Source organism: Mucilaginibacter sp. A3364 (assembly GCF_059690715.1).
Genome location: NZ_JCAWED010000002.1, coordinates 329,378 through 344,986, shown reverse-complemented (window position 1 = coordinate 344,986; position 15,609 = coordinate 329,378). Strand labels below are relative to the sequence as shown.

At 42.5% G+C, this 15,609-nt stretch carries 15 protein-coding genes; 10 read left to right on the top strand and 5 right to left on the bottom strand.

Annotated elements, in window-relative coordinates:
• The first annotated feature begins 4 nt into the window (after nt 1-4).
• The 6 genes from AC59JT_RS14090 (at nt 5) to AC59JT_RS14065 (ending at nt 6,954) form a co-directional block, all read left to right on the top strand.
• Complete coding sequence (locus AC59JT_RS14090) at nt 5-1,009, top strand: NAD(P)-dependent oxidoreductase (RefSeq protein WP_497399969.1); 1,005 nt, start codon at nt 5-7, stop codon at nt 1,007-1,009.
• A gap of 4 nt (nt 1,010-1,013) precedes the next feature.
• Nucleotides 1,014-1,748 carry a sugar transferase gene (locus tag AC59JT_RS14085; protein WP_497399967.1) on the top strand — a complete coding sequence of 245 codons (735 nt, stop codon included), beginning with the start codon at nt 1,014-1,016 and terminating at the stop codon, nt 1,746-1,748.
• The gene (locus AC59JT_RS14080; RefSeq protein ID WP_497399965.1) at nt 1,741-2,265 is read left to right on the top strand and encodes a GNAT family N-acetyltransferase; all 525 of its coding nucleotides are present in this window, start codon (nt 1,741-1,743) and stop codon (nt 2,263-2,265) included. Before AC59JT_RS14085 ends, AC59JT_RS14080 begins: the two co-directional genes overlap by 8 nt.
• 6 nt (nt 2,266-2,271) lie before the next feature.
• Nucleotides 2,272-3,285, top strand: coding sequence for an ATP-grasp domain-containing protein (locus AC59JT_RS14075; RefSeq protein WP_497399963.1), 1,014 nt, complete (start codon nt 2,272-2,274; stop codon nt 3,283-3,285).
• Nucleotides 3,286-3,680: 395 nt separating this feature from the next.
• Nucleotides 3,681-4,832: a DegT/DnrJ/EryC1/StrS family aminotransferase gene (locus AC59JT_RS14070; RefSeq protein WP_497399961.1), complete on the top strand. Its 1,152-nt coding sequence runs from the start codon at nt 3,681-3,683 to the stop codon at nt 4,830-4,832.
• 193 nt (nt 4,833-5,025) lie between these two features.
• Nucleotides 5,026-6,954, top strand: coding sequence for a polysaccharide biosynthesis protein (locus AC59JT_RS14065; RefSeq protein WP_497399959.1), 1,929 nt, complete (start codon nt 5,026-5,028; stop codon nt 6,952-6,954).
• A 52-nt stretch (nt 6,955-7,006) separates the two neighbouring features.
• Here AC59JT_RS14065 and AC59JT_RS14060 read toward each other — a convergent pair whose 3' ends face one another.
• Both AC59JT_RS14060 and AC59JT_RS14055 read right to left on the bottom strand, forming a co-directional pair.
• Nucleotides 7,007-8,968 (bottom strand): tetratricopeptide repeat-containing sensor histidine kinase, encoded by a 1,962-nt coding sequence (locus tag AC59JT_RS14060; protein ID WP_497399957.1) that lies wholly within the window; start codon nt 8,966-8,968, stop codon nt 7,007-7,009.
• Nucleotides 8,969-9,026: 58 nt separating this feature from the next.
• Nucleotides 9,027-10,964, bottom strand: coding sequence for a tetratricopeptide repeat protein (locus AC59JT_RS14055; RefSeq protein WP_497399955.1), 1,938 nt, complete (start codon nt 10,962-10,964; stop codon nt 9,027-9,029).
• A gap of 220 nt (nt 10,965-11,184) precedes the next feature.
• On the opposite strand from AC59JT_RS14055, the gene AC59JT_RS14050 reads away from it, so the two are divergent.
• From AC59JT_RS14050 to AC59JT_RS14040, 3 genes are all read left to right on the top strand, one after another.
• Nucleotides 11,185-11,697 (top strand): hypothetical protein, encoded by a 513-nt coding sequence (locus tag AC59JT_RS14050; protein WP_497399953.1) that lies wholly within the window; start codon nt 11,185-11,187, stop codon nt 11,695-11,697.
• A gap of 196 nt (nt 11,698-11,893) precedes the next feature.
• Nucleotides 11,894-12,586, top strand: a complete 693-nt coding sequence (locus tag AC59JT_RS14045) for a response regulator (RefSeq protein ID WP_497399951.1) — start codon at nt 11,894-11,896, stop codon at nt 12,584-12,586.
• 170 nt (nt 12,587-12,756) lie between these two features.
• Nucleotides 12,757-13,200, top strand: coding sequence for a hypothetical protein (locus tag AC59JT_RS14040; RefSeq protein ID WP_497399949.1), 444 nt, complete (start codon nt 12,757-12,759; stop codon nt 13,198-13,200).
• A 72-nt stretch (nt 13,201-13,272) separates the two neighbouring features.
• On the opposite strand, the gene AC59JT_RS14035 is transcribed toward AC59JT_RS14040, so the two are convergent.
• Both AC59JT_RS14035 and AC59JT_RS14030 read right to left on the bottom strand, forming a co-directional pair.
• Nucleotides 13,273-13,458 (bottom strand): DUF6358 family protein, encoded by a 186-nt coding sequence (locus tag AC59JT_RS14035; protein WP_497399947.1) that lies wholly within the window; start codon nt 13,456-13,458, stop codon nt 13,273-13,275.
• 3 nt (nt 13,459-13,461) lie between these two features.
• Nucleotides 13,462-13,776 (bottom strand): rhodanese-like domain-containing protein, encoded by a 315-nt coding sequence (locus AC59JT_RS14030; RefSeq protein WP_497399945.1) that lies wholly within the window; start codon nt 13,774-13,776, stop codon nt 13,462-13,464.
• A gap of 225 nt (nt 13,777-14,001) precedes the next feature.
• On the opposite strand from AC59JT_RS14030, the gene AC59JT_RS14025 reads away from it, so the two are divergent.
• Nucleotides 14,002-15,117 (top strand): DUF4407 domain-containing protein, encoded by a 1,116-nt coding sequence (locus AC59JT_RS14025; protein WP_497399943.1) that lies wholly within the window; start codon nt 14,002-14,004, stop codon nt 15,115-15,117.
• 9 nt (nt 15,118-15,126) lie between these two features.
• Here AC59JT_RS14025 and AC59JT_RS14020 read toward each other — a convergent pair whose 3' ends face one another.
• The gene (locus AC59JT_RS14020; RefSeq protein ID WP_497399941.1) at nt 15,127-15,558 is read right to left on the bottom strand and encodes a DUF1801 domain-containing protein; all 432 of its coding nucleotides are present in this window, start codon (nt 15,556-15,558) and stop codon (nt 15,127-15,129) included.
• Nucleotides 15,559-15,609 lie beyond the last annotated feature (51 nt).

The window sequence follows — 15,609 nt, the reverse complement described above, 5'->3', positions numbered from 1 at the left end:
GGCTATGAACGTTTTACTCACCAAAAAATATTTTGATGATGATCTGAACTATTTCAGAGCAGGTTTTGTATCAGACGAGATCAACATCATCGACCCAAAAACTTATAGCGAAGACGCCATTGTTGAAGCGCTGCAAAAAGATGAAATTCACGTTTTGCTGGGCGACTTTTTTACAGAGAAAGTACTGGCCAACGCCAAACACCTGAAAGCTATCCAGGTGCCATGGACGGGCGTTGACCGTGTTAACTTTGCTTTGCTTGATCAGTATAACGTTACCATCTGCAACTCGCACAGTAACGCCGCTGTAGTGGCCGAACAGGCAGTGGGTTTAATGCTATCTATCCTGCGTATGCTGCCTTACCATGATGCCGAAATGCGCAAAGGTAACTGGGCCCGCCCTAAGCAAGGCACTACCGAAGGTTTTTATCCGCCGGTAACGTTAATGAACCAGAATGTGGGTTTCATTGGCTTCGGCGCTATCGCCCAAAAAATAAAGCAAATGCTGGCCGGTTTTAATTGTAAATACCATGCCATTGTAAACACGCCTGAAAAGCATAAAGACGCCGGTTTTGAATGGATAGGCACGCCTGATCAAAAAACCGAACTGGCACAAAAAGCTAAGATCATATTTGTGGCCGCGGCGCTAACCCCGCAAACAACCGGCATTGTTGACGAAGCATTTTTAAACGCTTTGGGCAACGAAGGTTTTGTGGTAAACGTATCCAGAGGGCAATTGCTGGATGAGGAAGCTATTTACAACGCCCTAAAAAATGGCGTTATCGCAGGCGCCGGCTTAGATACCTGGTATGATTATCCTAAACCGGGCCAGGAGGTGAATTACCCATCTAAATTCAATTTTCATGAATTGAGTAACCTGGTACTGTCGCCACACAGGGCCGGCTTTTTAAAAGACAAAATGCCACACCTGGATGATGCTGTTGAAAACATAAACAACCTTTACCAGGGCAAGCCGCTAATAAACGTTATTAATAAAAGTAAACTTTACTAATATAATGGACGATCTGAAGTATCTGAAAGACGACGTTGTAAACGAGCTGAAGCAAAACAAGCCGCTACCCAATAAGGCCGTGTTTGACGCACTTACCCGTACGGTTGACGTGCTGCTTTCGCTGTTTTTTATCATACTAACATCGCCAATATTGATTGTGGTAGGTATTGCTATTAAGTTGACTGATGGCGGGCCGATGTTTTATTTCCAGGAACGTACCGGCTTAAATGGCGAAACTTTTAAAGTGATCAAATTCCGATCAATGATTGTTGGGGCCGATAAAGTAGGCGCCAAGTATCGCTCTTACACTAATGACAGCCGTTTTACCAAAATTGGCAAGTTCATCAGGGAGTATCATCTAGATGAGCTGCCGCAATTTTTTAATATTTTAAGGGGCGATATGAGTGTTGTTGGTCCGCGCCCGGCGCTTACTTTCCACATTAACCATTATGCCGATTGGGAACTGGTACGTGCCAAGATCCGCCCGGGATTAACCGGTCTTTCGCAAACATCAGGTGGTAATTACCTGTCGTGGGATGAGCGAATTGTAGTTGATGTTTATTATGTGCGAAATCGTAATTTCTATTATTATTTCTTAATAATATGGAACACTTTTGTACAACTGTTTTATAAAAAAGGAATACACGGTAAAGATGGCGTAGTAAAAGGGTGGACCCGCGGTTTACCTGCCGACTATACCGATGATACCATGAAAACTAAGCCACAGGAAAATGCTTGATAAAGAAAGAATCTACTTAAGAGCCCTTGAACGCGAAGATCTTCCGTCGAGAGTGAAATGGGTTAATGACCCCGAAACCCGCAAAACTTTAATGTTTGATTACCCGCTATCGCTGGCCAAAACCCAAAAATGGTTTGACCAGGGCTTGATGGATAAAACCAAACAGCATTTCTCTATCATGCACAAGGGTGATGATAAGCTGATAGGCATGACAGGTTTGTTAAATATAACCAAAGAACACGGTCACGCGCAAATGTATATTACCATTGGCGAGAAGGATTACTGGGGACAGGGCCTGGCCAACGAGATCATACAAACCGTGCTGGAGTACGGCTTTACCGAACAAAATTTAAATAAAATATACCTGTATACCATCCCGTCAAACGATCGCGGACGTAAGGTGTACGAGCGTAACGGCTTTATTAACGAGGCTGTATTAAAAGAACATTATTACTGCGTGGGCGCCTACCAGGACCTTTATATACACGCCGTAATGCGTAAGGACTGGAAAAAATAATTGATCATGAACATATTACTTACCTGCGCAGGCAGACGAAATTACCTGGTAAATTATTTTAAGCAAGCCCTAAACGGCGAAGGCAAAGTTATTGCCAGCGATGCCCAGCTAAACGCCCCGGCATTAGTTGATGCTGACGTAGCCGTTAAAGTGCCTTCTATATATGCTGATGATTATATCGATTCATTAAAAGCTATCTGTAAAGAGCATAATGTAAAAGGTATCATCTCGTTAAACGATCTGGAACTGCCTATCCTGTCGGCTGTAAAAGATCAGTTTGAAGAACTTGGTGTAACCGTTATCGTTTCGGATAGCCGGGTTATTGATATCAGCTTTGATAAATGGCTGACCACCCAGTTTTTAGAAGAGATTGGCGTTAACACCCCAAAAACTTTTATCGACCTTAATAAAGCGTTACAAGCTATTGAAACCGGCGACTTAAAATTTCCACTGGTAATTAAACCGCGATGGGGCAGTGCTTCCATAGGTATCGAGTTTCCGGAGAGCAAAGAGGAGTTAGAGCAGGCATATGAGTTGTTAACCCTTCGCCTAAGCAAAACCATACTAGCCAATGCCAGCCAGGCCGATATTGATCATGCGATATTGATACAGGAAAAACTTGCCGGCCAGGAGCACGGTATGGATGTGCTGAACGATCTGCAAGGTAATTTCGTGGCGTCGTTCGCTAAAAAGAAACTGGCCATGCGTGCCGGCGAAACTGATAAATCTGTTTCGGTGGTTGATGATCGCTTTAGCGCGATAGGCAAAAAGCTAGGCACCGAGCTTAAACATATTGGTAATTTAGATTGTGACGTGTTTGATTACAATGGCGAGTTATATGTGTTGGAACTAAACCCAAGATTTGGCGGCGGGTATCCGTTCACGCATGAGTCTGGCGGTAACATTGTGAAGGCTTTGGTAGAATGGCTGAAAGGTAACCAAGACATAAGTGCTCATCTTAACTTTAAAGCCGGCCTGGGTTTTTCAAAATGCGACAGGCTGATGTCGGTGCCGGTTTAGCATTAAAATATTAAATAATAATATTAAACTTATAATTAACCGGCTGCAGAAATCAAATACCTACAAGTAGGTATTTATTGAAACTTCTGCGAAAAAATATACGCCAAGGCATATAAGTTTAATTTTTTTGGTTAAATTGTACAACTGTATTAAGCAAGATATCAACCGTAAGGTAACGTTATATTGACTTACAGCTTTTTACCGCTCCGTTCATTAACCTGATATATATTTTTAGTTAATAAAATTATATTGATAGTTATTTTGCGTATAAATTCACACCTTTGTGAAGGTGTTATAACACAGATAAATACTGCTGGTTAAAAATTAAATACATGCAGGTATTATACTGTATGGTGGGTGCGGTAAATTAATAATGGCCCTAATAATACAATCTAATGAATACAAAAATATGGCTCTCAAGCCCGCACATGGGTCAGCAGGAGTTTGCATTTGTACAAGAAGCATTTGAAGCTAATTGGATCGCTCCGCTTGGGCCCCATGTTAATGGCTTTGAATACGATCTGGAACAATATACAGGTGCAAAATACGCTGCTGCTTTAAGTGCCGGTACTGCTGCGCTACATTTGGCTCTTATTATGCTTGGTGTTAGTGCCGGCGATGAAGTTATATGTCAAAGCCTTACCTTCTCGGCATCGGCAAACCCAATTGCTTATTTAAGAGCCACCCCTGTATTTATAGATAGCGAACCCGAAACCTGCAACATGAATCCCGAGTTGCTGGAGAAGGCCATTATCGACAGAATAAAAAAAGGAAAAACGCCCAAAGCTATTATCCCTGTCCACTTGTACGGCATGCCTGCTAAGATGGACCGCATCATGGAAATAGCAAACCGTTATAACATACCGGTAGTTGAAGATGCTGCCGAAGCCCTGGGCTCAAGCATACACGGCAAAGCTGTTGGTACTTATGGTGTGATGAGCATCCTATCATTTAACGGCAATAAAATTATTACTACCAGTGGTGGTGGTGCTTTAATATCCGATGATGAGAAGTATATTAAAGAAGCCCGTTTTTTAGCTACCCAGGCCCGTGATGCTGCCCCGCACTATCAACACTCGCATATAGGTTATAACTACCGCATGAGCAATGTTTGCGCTGCGATAGGCCGTGGGCAAATGACCGTGCTTGACGAACGCATAGCACAACGCCGCAAAGTTTACGATACTTACCTTGAAAACTTTGGCGAAACCCCCGGCATTACCTTTTGGGCCGAACCTGAGGGTTACAAAAGCAACCGCTGGTTAACCACTATTTTGGTTGATCCGGCAAAAAATAACGGCATTACCCGCGAAACCATACGCCTGGCTTTAGAGGCCGAGAACATCGAATCGCGCCCGTTGTGGAAACCGATGCATTTGCAGCCAATTTTTGCTAAATGCCCTGCTTATGTTGACGGTACCAGCGAAATGTTGTTTAATAACGGCTTATGTTTACCTTCGGGATCTAACATGACTGAGGAACAGTTAGATAGAGTTTTAAATACCCTGAAAAACGTTTTGCAGGTAAAAAACGTCGAATCTGTTTAATTAATAGTATTTTTATATATCACCGGTCTTATTATTTAAAGATATCATTTCTTTAAATTAATAAGTGGTGGGCTAAAAATTCGTAAAATTGTAATAATCAAAATGTTTTATTGTATTTTTGTTATCTAATAAAACAAAATGAATACAATATTGTAGTTTATTGGCTAAGTCATTTTGATGCTAAACAGCTGCTATGAAAAAACATATACTTTTTAATAGAGTAGTCCCCCGATGGATGATCATGATACTTGATCTATGTATCGTAACATGGTCTTTCTCTACATCATATTTTATAGTAAACCGCTTTGAGTTTACTAATATACTAAGAGGATACTTCTTTATATATACGGCACTGTACTGCGTAATTGCAGCAATGGTTATGTACGCTATGCGTATACACACCGGCCTTATCCGTTATTCAAACACCCGCGATATGCTCCGCATTTTCGGCTCGGTATTTTTGAGCACGGTGATATACCTGGTGGTGGTTACCTTTGTAGTTAACTTTAAATTCCCTACAGACACTTTTACACTTAGCCTGGGCTTGCTGGTAAACTTCTCGGTATCCAGCGCTTTGCTTATCCTGTTACGTACATCGGTAAAGAGTACCTTTTTTTACATCACTAATTATTCAACCGTTAAAAAGGTAGCTGTTGTAATTTACGGATCAGACAACAATGCCATTTTAGTGAAACAAGCGCTTGAAAACAGTGCTAAAGCAAATTTCTCGGTAATAGGTTTTGTTGACGATAACTCGAACAAAATTGATAAGGAGATAGGCGGCGTTAAGGTTTACTCATTTAATAAACTGGCTAAGCTTAAAGAGAAATTCAATATCGATAAACTGGTTATCCTGAATAATCATTTAGCCGAAGAAGAGAAGAAAACCGCGCTTGAAGAGTGCCTTGCGTTAGGTATACAAGTAGTAACCGTACCACCTGCCGACCAATGGATATACGGTAAACTTAACCTGAGCCAGATAAAAGACCTTAAAATTGAAGACTTGCTGCAACGCAAGCCAATTAAAATTGATACTACCAGTATTTCAAAAGATCTGGCGGGTAAACGTGTACTGATCACCGGTGCTGCAGGTTCCATCGGTTCCGAGATTGTGAAGCAGGTAATGGAGTATGGCCCTGCCCTGGTTATATTATGTGACCAGGCCGAATCGCCCTTGCACGAGATACGTTTAGAGGTTGAAGAGCGTTTCCCGGATATTGCTACTAAAGTATTTATTGGCGATATACGTAACTACCAAAGGATGCAGAAGTTGTTTAACGAATGCTATCCGGAAGTGGTATACCACGCGGCTGCTTACAAACACGTGCCGTTGATGGAAGAGAACCCTGCCGAAGCGGTTGAAACCAACGTACAGGGCACCAAAAACATTGCCGATCTGGCTATTGAGTTTGGCACCAAGAAGTTTGTGATGGTATCTACCGATAAAGCGGTTAACCCATCAAACATTATGGGTACCACTAAACGTATTGCCGAGATCTACATACAATCGCTAAGAGAGAGTATGGAGAGCCGCCCGTCAAAAACTGCGTTTATTACAACCCGCTTTGGTAACGTACTGGGCTCAAACGGTTCGGTTATCCCGCGTTTCCAGGGGCAGATACAAAAAGGTGGCCCGCTAACTATTACGCACCCTGATATTACCCGTTATTTCATGACCATACCCGAAGCGGTACAGTTGGTGTTAGAGGCCGGTACAATGGGCTCGGGTGGCGAGATATTTATCTTTGATATGGGCGAGCCTGTAAAAATTACAGACCTGGCCAAAAAGATGATCAAGCTGGCCGGCTTACAGCCTGACAGAGATATTAAGATAATTTACACTGGTTTAAGACCAGGCGAGAAATTATACGAAGAACTATTGAACCACGGCGAACACACCTTACCAACTCACCACGAAAAGATCAAGATAGCTAAAGTAATTACCTACCCATACAAACAGGTAGTTGATGATATAAATGAATTGCTTGACCTTAACAAAGAGAACAGCAAGATGGCTTTGGTTAACAAAATGAAAGAGATCGTACCTGAGTATATCAGCAAAAACTCGGAGTTTGAACAACTGGATAACAAAGAAGATATACTGAAACAGTTTTCTTTATAGTATTAAGCTCATAAACAAAAAAGCCCGATGCGATTGCACCGGGCTTTTTTGTTTATGTCAGCGGCACCCAAATTTTAACCCTTGTGCCTTTGCCCGGTGCCGAATCATACTCCACCGTGCCTTTCAGATACTCAACCCGGGTTGCAATGTTTTTCAGGCCTATGCCTTCAAACCGGCCTTTCTGGTTAGTATCAAACCCAACGCCGTTATCGCTTATCAGCACGCTGATGCCTGTAGCCTCGCGGTCAAGCTTAATATCAAGCTTATCGGCTTTTGAATGTTTAATAACGTTGTTCACGCTTTCCTGGATAACGCGGTACAATACGATCTCTACGTTGCTTTCGAGTTTGTTTTTAAATCCGTTGGCTTCTACATTTATCTTTAAGCGTTCCGAGTCTATCTTTTCGATAAAACTCTTTACATCACTTGCCAGGCCCGAGCGCAGCAACATGTTGGGCATCATTTGGTGCGATATTACACGTACCTCTTTGCAGCTTTCCTCAACCAGTGCCATGGTTTTTTCCGCCAGGAAACGGTCCTCTTCACGCACGATGGTCACACGATCCATCAGGCCGCCCAAATTCATTTTAACGGCCGAGAACAGCTGCCCTACGCCATCATGCAGATCGCTGGCGATACGGCTGCGTTCTTTCTCCTCGGCGGTTATAATAGCCTGCGTAAGCTCTTCCTGCTGCCTGATCATTTGCTGCTGCAACATGATTTTTTGTTTATGCTTGGCGCGATTGTACAATAATCCACCAACTAATAACGCGATGATCAATACACCGGCTATTATGCCTGCAATGGTTTGTTGCCGGGCTATAGACAGTTTTTGAATGGTGTTTTCTTTACTTAACAGTTTTATCTCCTGCTCTTTTTTCTCGGTTTCAAATTTGGTGGTTACTTCTGACAGCTTTTCATAATTAAGGCGTGTTGCTAAAGAATCGCGGGCCTCTGTGCCTTTCTCCAGGTAATACAAGCTCATTTTCACGTCGCCTATTTCTTTGTAATAATCATAAAGCCGTTCATATGATTCTGCGGTGTGTAACTGATGTTTTTCGGCGATAGATGCCGCAAGGCCTTTTTCAAGATAAATTTTTGCCTGGGGGTACTGTTTAAGGCCAAAATAACAATTACCTATGCTTTTATACAAGGAACCTGTTTCTCGTTTGGAGTCCATTTTGTTGAACTGGCCCTCGGCCGCAAGCAGGTATCGGAGGCCATCTTTATACTGGTGCAAAAATTCATAGGTTATACCAATTTCTTTATCAGCAAAAGCAAGCATTAACGGATCACCAAGTTTTACAAAGATGGCTCTTGCCTGTAATAGAGTTTGAACAGCTTGCTGATAACTTTTTTTATCGCCCTTATAATAAGAGCCTTTGTTACGATAAGCGATAGCTAAACCACCCAATGTCCTCGCAATAGCAAGCTCATCCTTCAGTCGCGTGCGGATAGCCAGGGCTTTTTTATAAGCTGCTATTGCAGGTTCAAAGTTATCAATCATGCAGTAATTACTGCCTAAAAGTGTCAAACAGCCGGCGCTGGCGGCATCGTCTTTAAGTTTTTCAGAAATATCAGCAGATTGCTGATAGTAGACTACAGCTTCAGGATGTTTACCCTGTATACCTAGTATCGTACCCATTGATTGGTATACTGAAGCCAGGCCCTTTAAATAATTTATCTCTTTAAAAAGCTTAATAGTAGCTATATAATCTAATTTGCTCGAATCGGCTTTATTAATGCTGAAATACATTTGCCCCCTGTTAAAATAACCATAAGCCAATCCTCTTTTAAAGTTTAATTTTTGAGCTAACGTAATGGCCTCGTTAGCGTATTTAATGCCCTCGTTAGCACGTGTATCAATAAGCTCCCATGCTAATTCGTTCAAAGTTTTAACTCTTTGCGTATCGGCAGGGAGTTTAGCCAGGAGGGATTTAAGGCTATCCACCGGATTGGTTTGAGCAAACATAGTAACCGGTGCAAGCAGCAATAAGAAAAGGATTTTTTTCATCAATGGTTTAAGGGGTATTTAGGGAGTATAATTGATCATACAATTTACTTAAAATAAATTAAATAACAGGTACCCAGATTTTTACGGTAGTACCCCGGCCCGGAGCCGAAATGTATTTAACTGTCCCTTTTAAGTAAGTAATGCGCGTAGCGATGTTTTTAAGGCCAATACCCTCAAAACCATCAACGGCAGCCGTATCAAAGCCAACGCCGTTATCGCTAATAGTGGCGCTAATACCGTCAGCGTCGCGCAGTAAATTTATATTAAGGGTGCTGGCCTGCGCATGTTTAATCACGTTGTTTACGCTTTCTTGTATAACACGGTACAGTACTATTTCTACGTTGCTTTCCAGCTTGTTTTTAAAGCCGGTAGTTTCAACATTTACTTTTAAGCGTTCCGAGTCTATCTTCTCAATAAAGCTTTTTACATCGCTTGCCAGGCCCGAGCGTAACAGCATATTCGGCATCATTTGGTGCGATATTACGCGTACTTCCTTACAGCTTTCATCAACCAGGGCTATGGTTTTCTCCGCCAGGAAACGATCTTCCTCACGCTCTATCTTTACCCGGTCAAGCAAGCCCCCTAAATTCATTTTAACGGCCGAAAACAGCTGACCCACGCCATCATGCAGATCGCTGGCTATACGGCTGCGTTCTTTTTCTTCGGCGCTAATAATAGCTTGGGTTAGGTTTTCCTGTTGCTCTATGCGTTCCTGTTGTAACATAGCTTCCTGTTTTAGCTTGGCGCGATTGTAGTATAAAACGCCAACTATAGCAGCAAACACAAAAAAGCCAATAATAAAAGCAATGCTTCGGTTTTTGCTGGTGATGGATAGCTTCTGAATGGTGTTTTCTTTATTAAGCAGCTTGATCTGTTGCTCTTTTTTCTGGGTTTCGTATTGGGTTTGTATCAGGGCTATTTGCTTGTCGTTGGTTTCGTTTACCAGTTGCTCGTTCACTTTTTGATATTGTTGGTGAGCATTTAAAGCGTTTTTGTAATCGCCTTGCTTTTCGTAAACGGTGCTCAGCATGTACCAAACGTCTTTACGGCCTTTGGTGTACTGTGTTTCTTCGGCCAGGGATAGCGATTTTTTCAGCCAGTTTACCGCTTCGGGATATTGCGCTTTCTCCTTGTAAATTTCGCCTATGTTTAGGTAGGTGTCGCTTATCTGCTTTTTATCATCAAAAAACATGTCAAGGCTTAGTACCTCCATCTGGTATTTTAGTGCCTTATCAAAATCGCGCATAGCAACGTAGCAATGTGCCATGTTTGAATAGATTTGGGACAGGCCGCGCTTATTATTATCAGCCAAACAAAGCGGAAGCGCCTGCGCATCGTACTTTAAAGCCTGCGCGTAGTTTTTTGACGCGCTGGCAATATTGGCCAATATGTGCAGGCACGCAATTTGAATATAGCCATTCTGTAATTTTTGCCCCAAAGCCAGGCAGCGTAGCGAGTAACGTTGCGCCTCGGCATATTTGCCATTATCCATATAAACCTGCCCCAGGTTACCCAGTGACTTGGCTACACCCGATTCATCTTTTATGCGTTCCCTGATATTCAGAGCCGCCAGGTGTCGTTTAATTGATTCGGAATAGTTGCCGGTTTGCCAATAATAAATGCCCAGGCTATTTAAAGCCGAAGCTTGTGTTGCAGGTATATTGTTTTTAGTGGCAACTGCCAGGGCTTTTTCGGCATTAAGCTTAAGGGAAGGGAAGTCGCCACGCAACGAGCTTTGTATAGATTGAAAATAGTAGTAAACGGCAATGCCTTTTTGGTAACCGCTTTTCTGCGATAGCTTGAATGATTCGTCCACCATTTTTTCCGCGTCGGCGGGAGCCATGCCCAGTAGTTCAAAAGCTATTTCGTAACCAATATTAACCTTGGTAGTGTCGGCCGGCGTTGTAGCCATAGCTTTTTTAAGGCTGTCAATTTTTTTGCTTTGAGCGGCCGTTAGCAGGGGCAATAGTAAAAATAGTATCAGGAGCTTCTTCATATATAAATACTGCGTATTAAATATACCGGTTTGTGTAGTAAGTTTAATTTATCAGTTATACTAAAGCCTTGGCTATTAGTTAGGATTACAATAATATGCAATAATATGTTATTAAAAATACTGCATTTGTATTATTGCCGGGGGGTAAAAAATGAGGGAGTTTAGCACTGTCAAATAGTTGACAAAAAACAATTCATCAATCACCCTAACTAAAATTACAATGAAAACAAAATTTACCCTTTTAGTGGTTGTGCTATTAGCATTATCAACCTCAAAAATGTTTGCTCAGGGCCTGCACTTTGGTCTTGGCGTTGAAGGTGCCCTTCCGGTTGGTTCATGGTCAAGTGCCTACAACGTAGGCGCAGGCGCAACAGTACGTTTAGCTTATGAGCTTGACGAAAGCAGCGCAATTACTGGTACTACCGGTGTTATGGCTTTTATCCCAAAAAGCATGACCGGTGTTAATACCAAAGCACAATTAAACATCCCTATTAAAGCAGGTTACCGCCATATGCTGGGCGAAACCTTGTACGGCTTAGGCGAGGCTGGTTTTACATTAGCCCGTACTTACATCCCTAGCACAGGCAGCGGCAGCTTATCATCAGTTAGCAGCACAGAGTTTACTTACTCGGTAGGTATTGGTGCTAAACTAGGCGCTTTTGATCCAAGTGTACGTTACGAAGGTTACAGCGGTGCCGGTTTTGTAGGCTTACGCTTAGGCTTTAATTTCTAAGCATTTACCAATGATATTTGCCTTATGATCGTTTAAGGCGAAACGCTACTGAAGAGCTTATCTTTCAGGCACTATTACTGAGCTATAAGGTGTGATGTAATGTGTAAAAGGCTGTATCCGTTCCGGATCAGCCTTTTTATGTAAAAAATAATTAAGTTTATATATAGTTTAACTTAACCCTTAAAATTTAAACATCATGGGCATCCGCATTGCAATAGTTGATGATAAGCGACTGATGAGAACAACCCTGTTCGAGCAACTATCATACTATGAAGAACTGGACGTAACACTAATGGCCTGCGACGGTGAAGACTTCCTGACCCACATGAAAGCCACACCCGCCGACCAGTTGCCCCAGGTTGTTTTAATGGATATTGAAATGCCTAACATGGATGGCATTGAAACCGTTGCTGTTACCAAAGAAGTTTACCCCGGGGTTTTATGCCTGATGTTAACCGTTTTTGATAATGACGAAAAACTATTTGAGGCAATACAAGCGGGTGCAAGCGGCTATTTGCTAAAAGACGAAAAGCCTGGCAATATTTTAAAGGCCATTACCGAAAGTGTTTATGATGGAGGTGTACCCATGTCGCCACGCATTGCACAGAAGGCTTTGATGCTATTGCGTAACACACCCAAACCGGTTGAAGAAGAGAAACCCGAGGCCGACCAGGCCGACAGCATCCTATCAACCCGCGAGATCGAGATATTACAGCGCATTGTGGATGGCTTGAACTACCAGCAAATTGGCGAACGCCTGTTTATTAGTCCCCATACCGTACGCAAACATACGGCTAACATTTACGAAAAGCTTCACGTCTCCAACAAAGCATCGGCCATTAAATTGGCTATACACAAAAAATGGTTCCGCGAGAGCGTGGCCAAGTAAAAAGAAACTGGTAAACCATCCGGGCCCGGCCTGGATACCAGCCTGCAAAAGCTCTCCTTTTCCCCGGGAGGGCTTTTTTGTTTTTATTGATTGAAGTTTGATAACGTCTGGCGCGGTAGCGACAAACTTTTACTATATTAACGTTTAAAACGAACCTGCCTTATCAAAAAATGAAAAAGATATATCTGCTGCCGGCAATTGTGTGTTTTATGGCAATAGTATCGTTGGCTACATCCTGCAAATCAGCATTAAACACTAAAGCCGAAAACGTTCAGCTCTGTCTTGATTATCTTCACCAGCAAAAAGAGGATAAATTTTTACTGACGAGTAAAATTGTATTAGTGAAGGATGCGCAATCTGCAGGTTTAGAGAATTTGCATTTTGGCGGAAATAAGATAGAACTAAAGGAAGTATCACCTGCAGCTATAATAATTTATTACTCACCTAAGCAGGATACCCGCATACGCTACCTTAAACTCAAATATTCGCAGGTTGACGAGGACCATGTAACCGTTGTTGTAGAACTGCCCAACACCAATGCCTGGCATACCCTTTATTTAAAACGAACCGCCGGTGACTGGAAAGTAGAACGAGCCCTATGGGACGTTAATTGAATAAAACAAAAAAGACCAAAGCCTAAGGATACCTCCTTCAGCTTTGGTCTTTCCGCTTTCAGGTAAAAGCTCTTACTTACGCATACTCGCTTTCACCTCTTTTAGCAGTTTTATTTTAAGGAACACAAATATGGCGCCTACAAATAAGCCTGCGGCTATAAACTCGTAGCGTTTGTTGGTGTAACCCCAGTAGGCCCCGGCCAGGCATAAAAAAATGCCGATGTTGTAAAGGGTATTTATGATTATTTTTTTAGCCATGGCTTAGTAAACTACAATATCCGGATCGATCTCATCAGCCCAGGCCAGTATGCCGCCTTTAAGGTTGGCCAGGTTGGTATAGCCTTGTGCCTCTAACTGCATTACTGCTGCTGCGCTGCGTTTACCGCTGCGGCACATAATTACAACCGGTTTGTCGTGGCTTATTTTATCGGCCTCAATTAAAATGCCGCCCAGCGGAATATGCTGACCGCCAATGTTTGAGGTTTCGTACTCAAAATCTTCTCTAACGTCTATCAGTTGAAAATCTTCGCCGCTGTCTAGTTTTTGCTTTAGTTCCTGTACGGTTATTTCTTGCATGATTTGAAATATTGATTAAACAATTCAAATGTAACGGTTTTTATATACCAATGTAATTTCCGGGCCTTAATTTACGGTATAACTACATTTATGCCGGGGCAATTGGTCACACCAAACAGGGCTTTCGTCCCAACTTATCGGCTACGCCCAAAAACATTAATAATTTTGTAACAATAAGTACCTATGTGCGTTTCATAGGTATAATTTTATAATTGCCAGCTGCTAATGGATAAAGTTACCCGGTTTTTTTGGTTTTGCTCGGGCGCGCATGTTGATACCCTGAAAAAATATCCTATCGAACATAATAAGTATGTAGGCATTGGTGCTACCATATTTTTTACGGCGCTTTTTGCTGCGCTTTCGGGTGGATATGCCATGTATTTTGTGTTTAACGGCGATGCTTTTGCCGTGGGCTTCGCTATACTGTTTGGACTGATATGGGGTACAGCCATTTTTAATATGGACCGCTACATCGTATCCAGCATTAATAAAGAGGGCAGCACTAACCAGCAGATCTTACAGGCTTCGCCGCGTATTTTGCTGGCTATTATGATTGGTATTGTTATATCCCGCCCGTTGGAGCTTAAGATATTTGATAAAGAGATCCGCCAGAAATTAAAATCCGCATACCTTAAAGGGCAGCGTAATAAAATAGATACGCTGCAAAAAACCTATAACGAGAAATACCAGATGGAGTTGACCAAAAACCTCGATCTGAAAAAGGAAAAGGACTCGTTGGAAAAAGATATTAACCGCTCGCGCTACCAGCTTAACCAGGAAGTGTTTGGCGATAAAACCAACCAAACATCGGGCATTGTAGGTTACGGCACCTATGCCAAACAAAAACAAACCGTTTTGCAGGAAAAGCAGGACCGCCTTAAACAGGTTACCGCCGATGCGCAAACCATGGACGATTATTTAAGCCGCAGAAAAGATTATGAAGGTTTAAATAGCCTACGACTGTTTACCGATAAACAACTGGACAGCCTGGCAAACGTAGCCGGTTTTTCTGACCGTAACTGGGCCCTGGGCCAGCTAAGCTATAATGAAAACGGTACGCGCGATGTGGATACCTACCTGGCTATATCGTTTATAGGGTACCTGTTTATATTGTTTGAATGTTTGCCGGTTTTTGTAAAACTGATGTCGCCTAAAGGGCCTTATGATGTGGCTATGGCCAAAACCCAGCAGGCTAATAACCATTATGCCGATAAGGATATGCAGCGCGATATTGCCATTACCGATAATGTGTACGACCATCACCTGGACAGTGACATTAAGCGGCGAAAGCGAAGTATAAGCGATATGAGCGACCGCGAGCTGCGCCACTACGGTTCCTGACGGGACAGGCTATTGCACGGCAGTGGCTTCCAGTCCATAACGTATAGCAGCTTCAAGCACAGCTATATTAATATCATCCAGCTTTTTAAATTTAATGCAGTAGCCGGTTACGCTGGCCTTGCCCAGTTGCTTGGCATAGGTTTGGGCCAGGTAAGTTTTATCTGCCAGCCCCAATATGTAAACAGATATGCCGGTGGTATTGGCACTTATCCCAACCTGGAAAAAGTCTTTTGTTTTACCATCCGCATATTTTATAATCTGGTGCCCATAGCCAATGGTGGGGTTGGCAACGGTTTTGCCTTCGGCGTTTTTGCCGTTATCAAACCATAACTTACCTTCGGGGGATATGTCAAGCATCAGGCGGTGTAGGGTTAGTATCTCCTTTTGTTTTGCTTCGGGTTGGGTGGCGATATGATCTTTTATTTGTTCTTCTATGCTCATGTTGTGTGCGTGATGATGTTTAAAGCTAGTTTAATATTTGCTGATTAACTA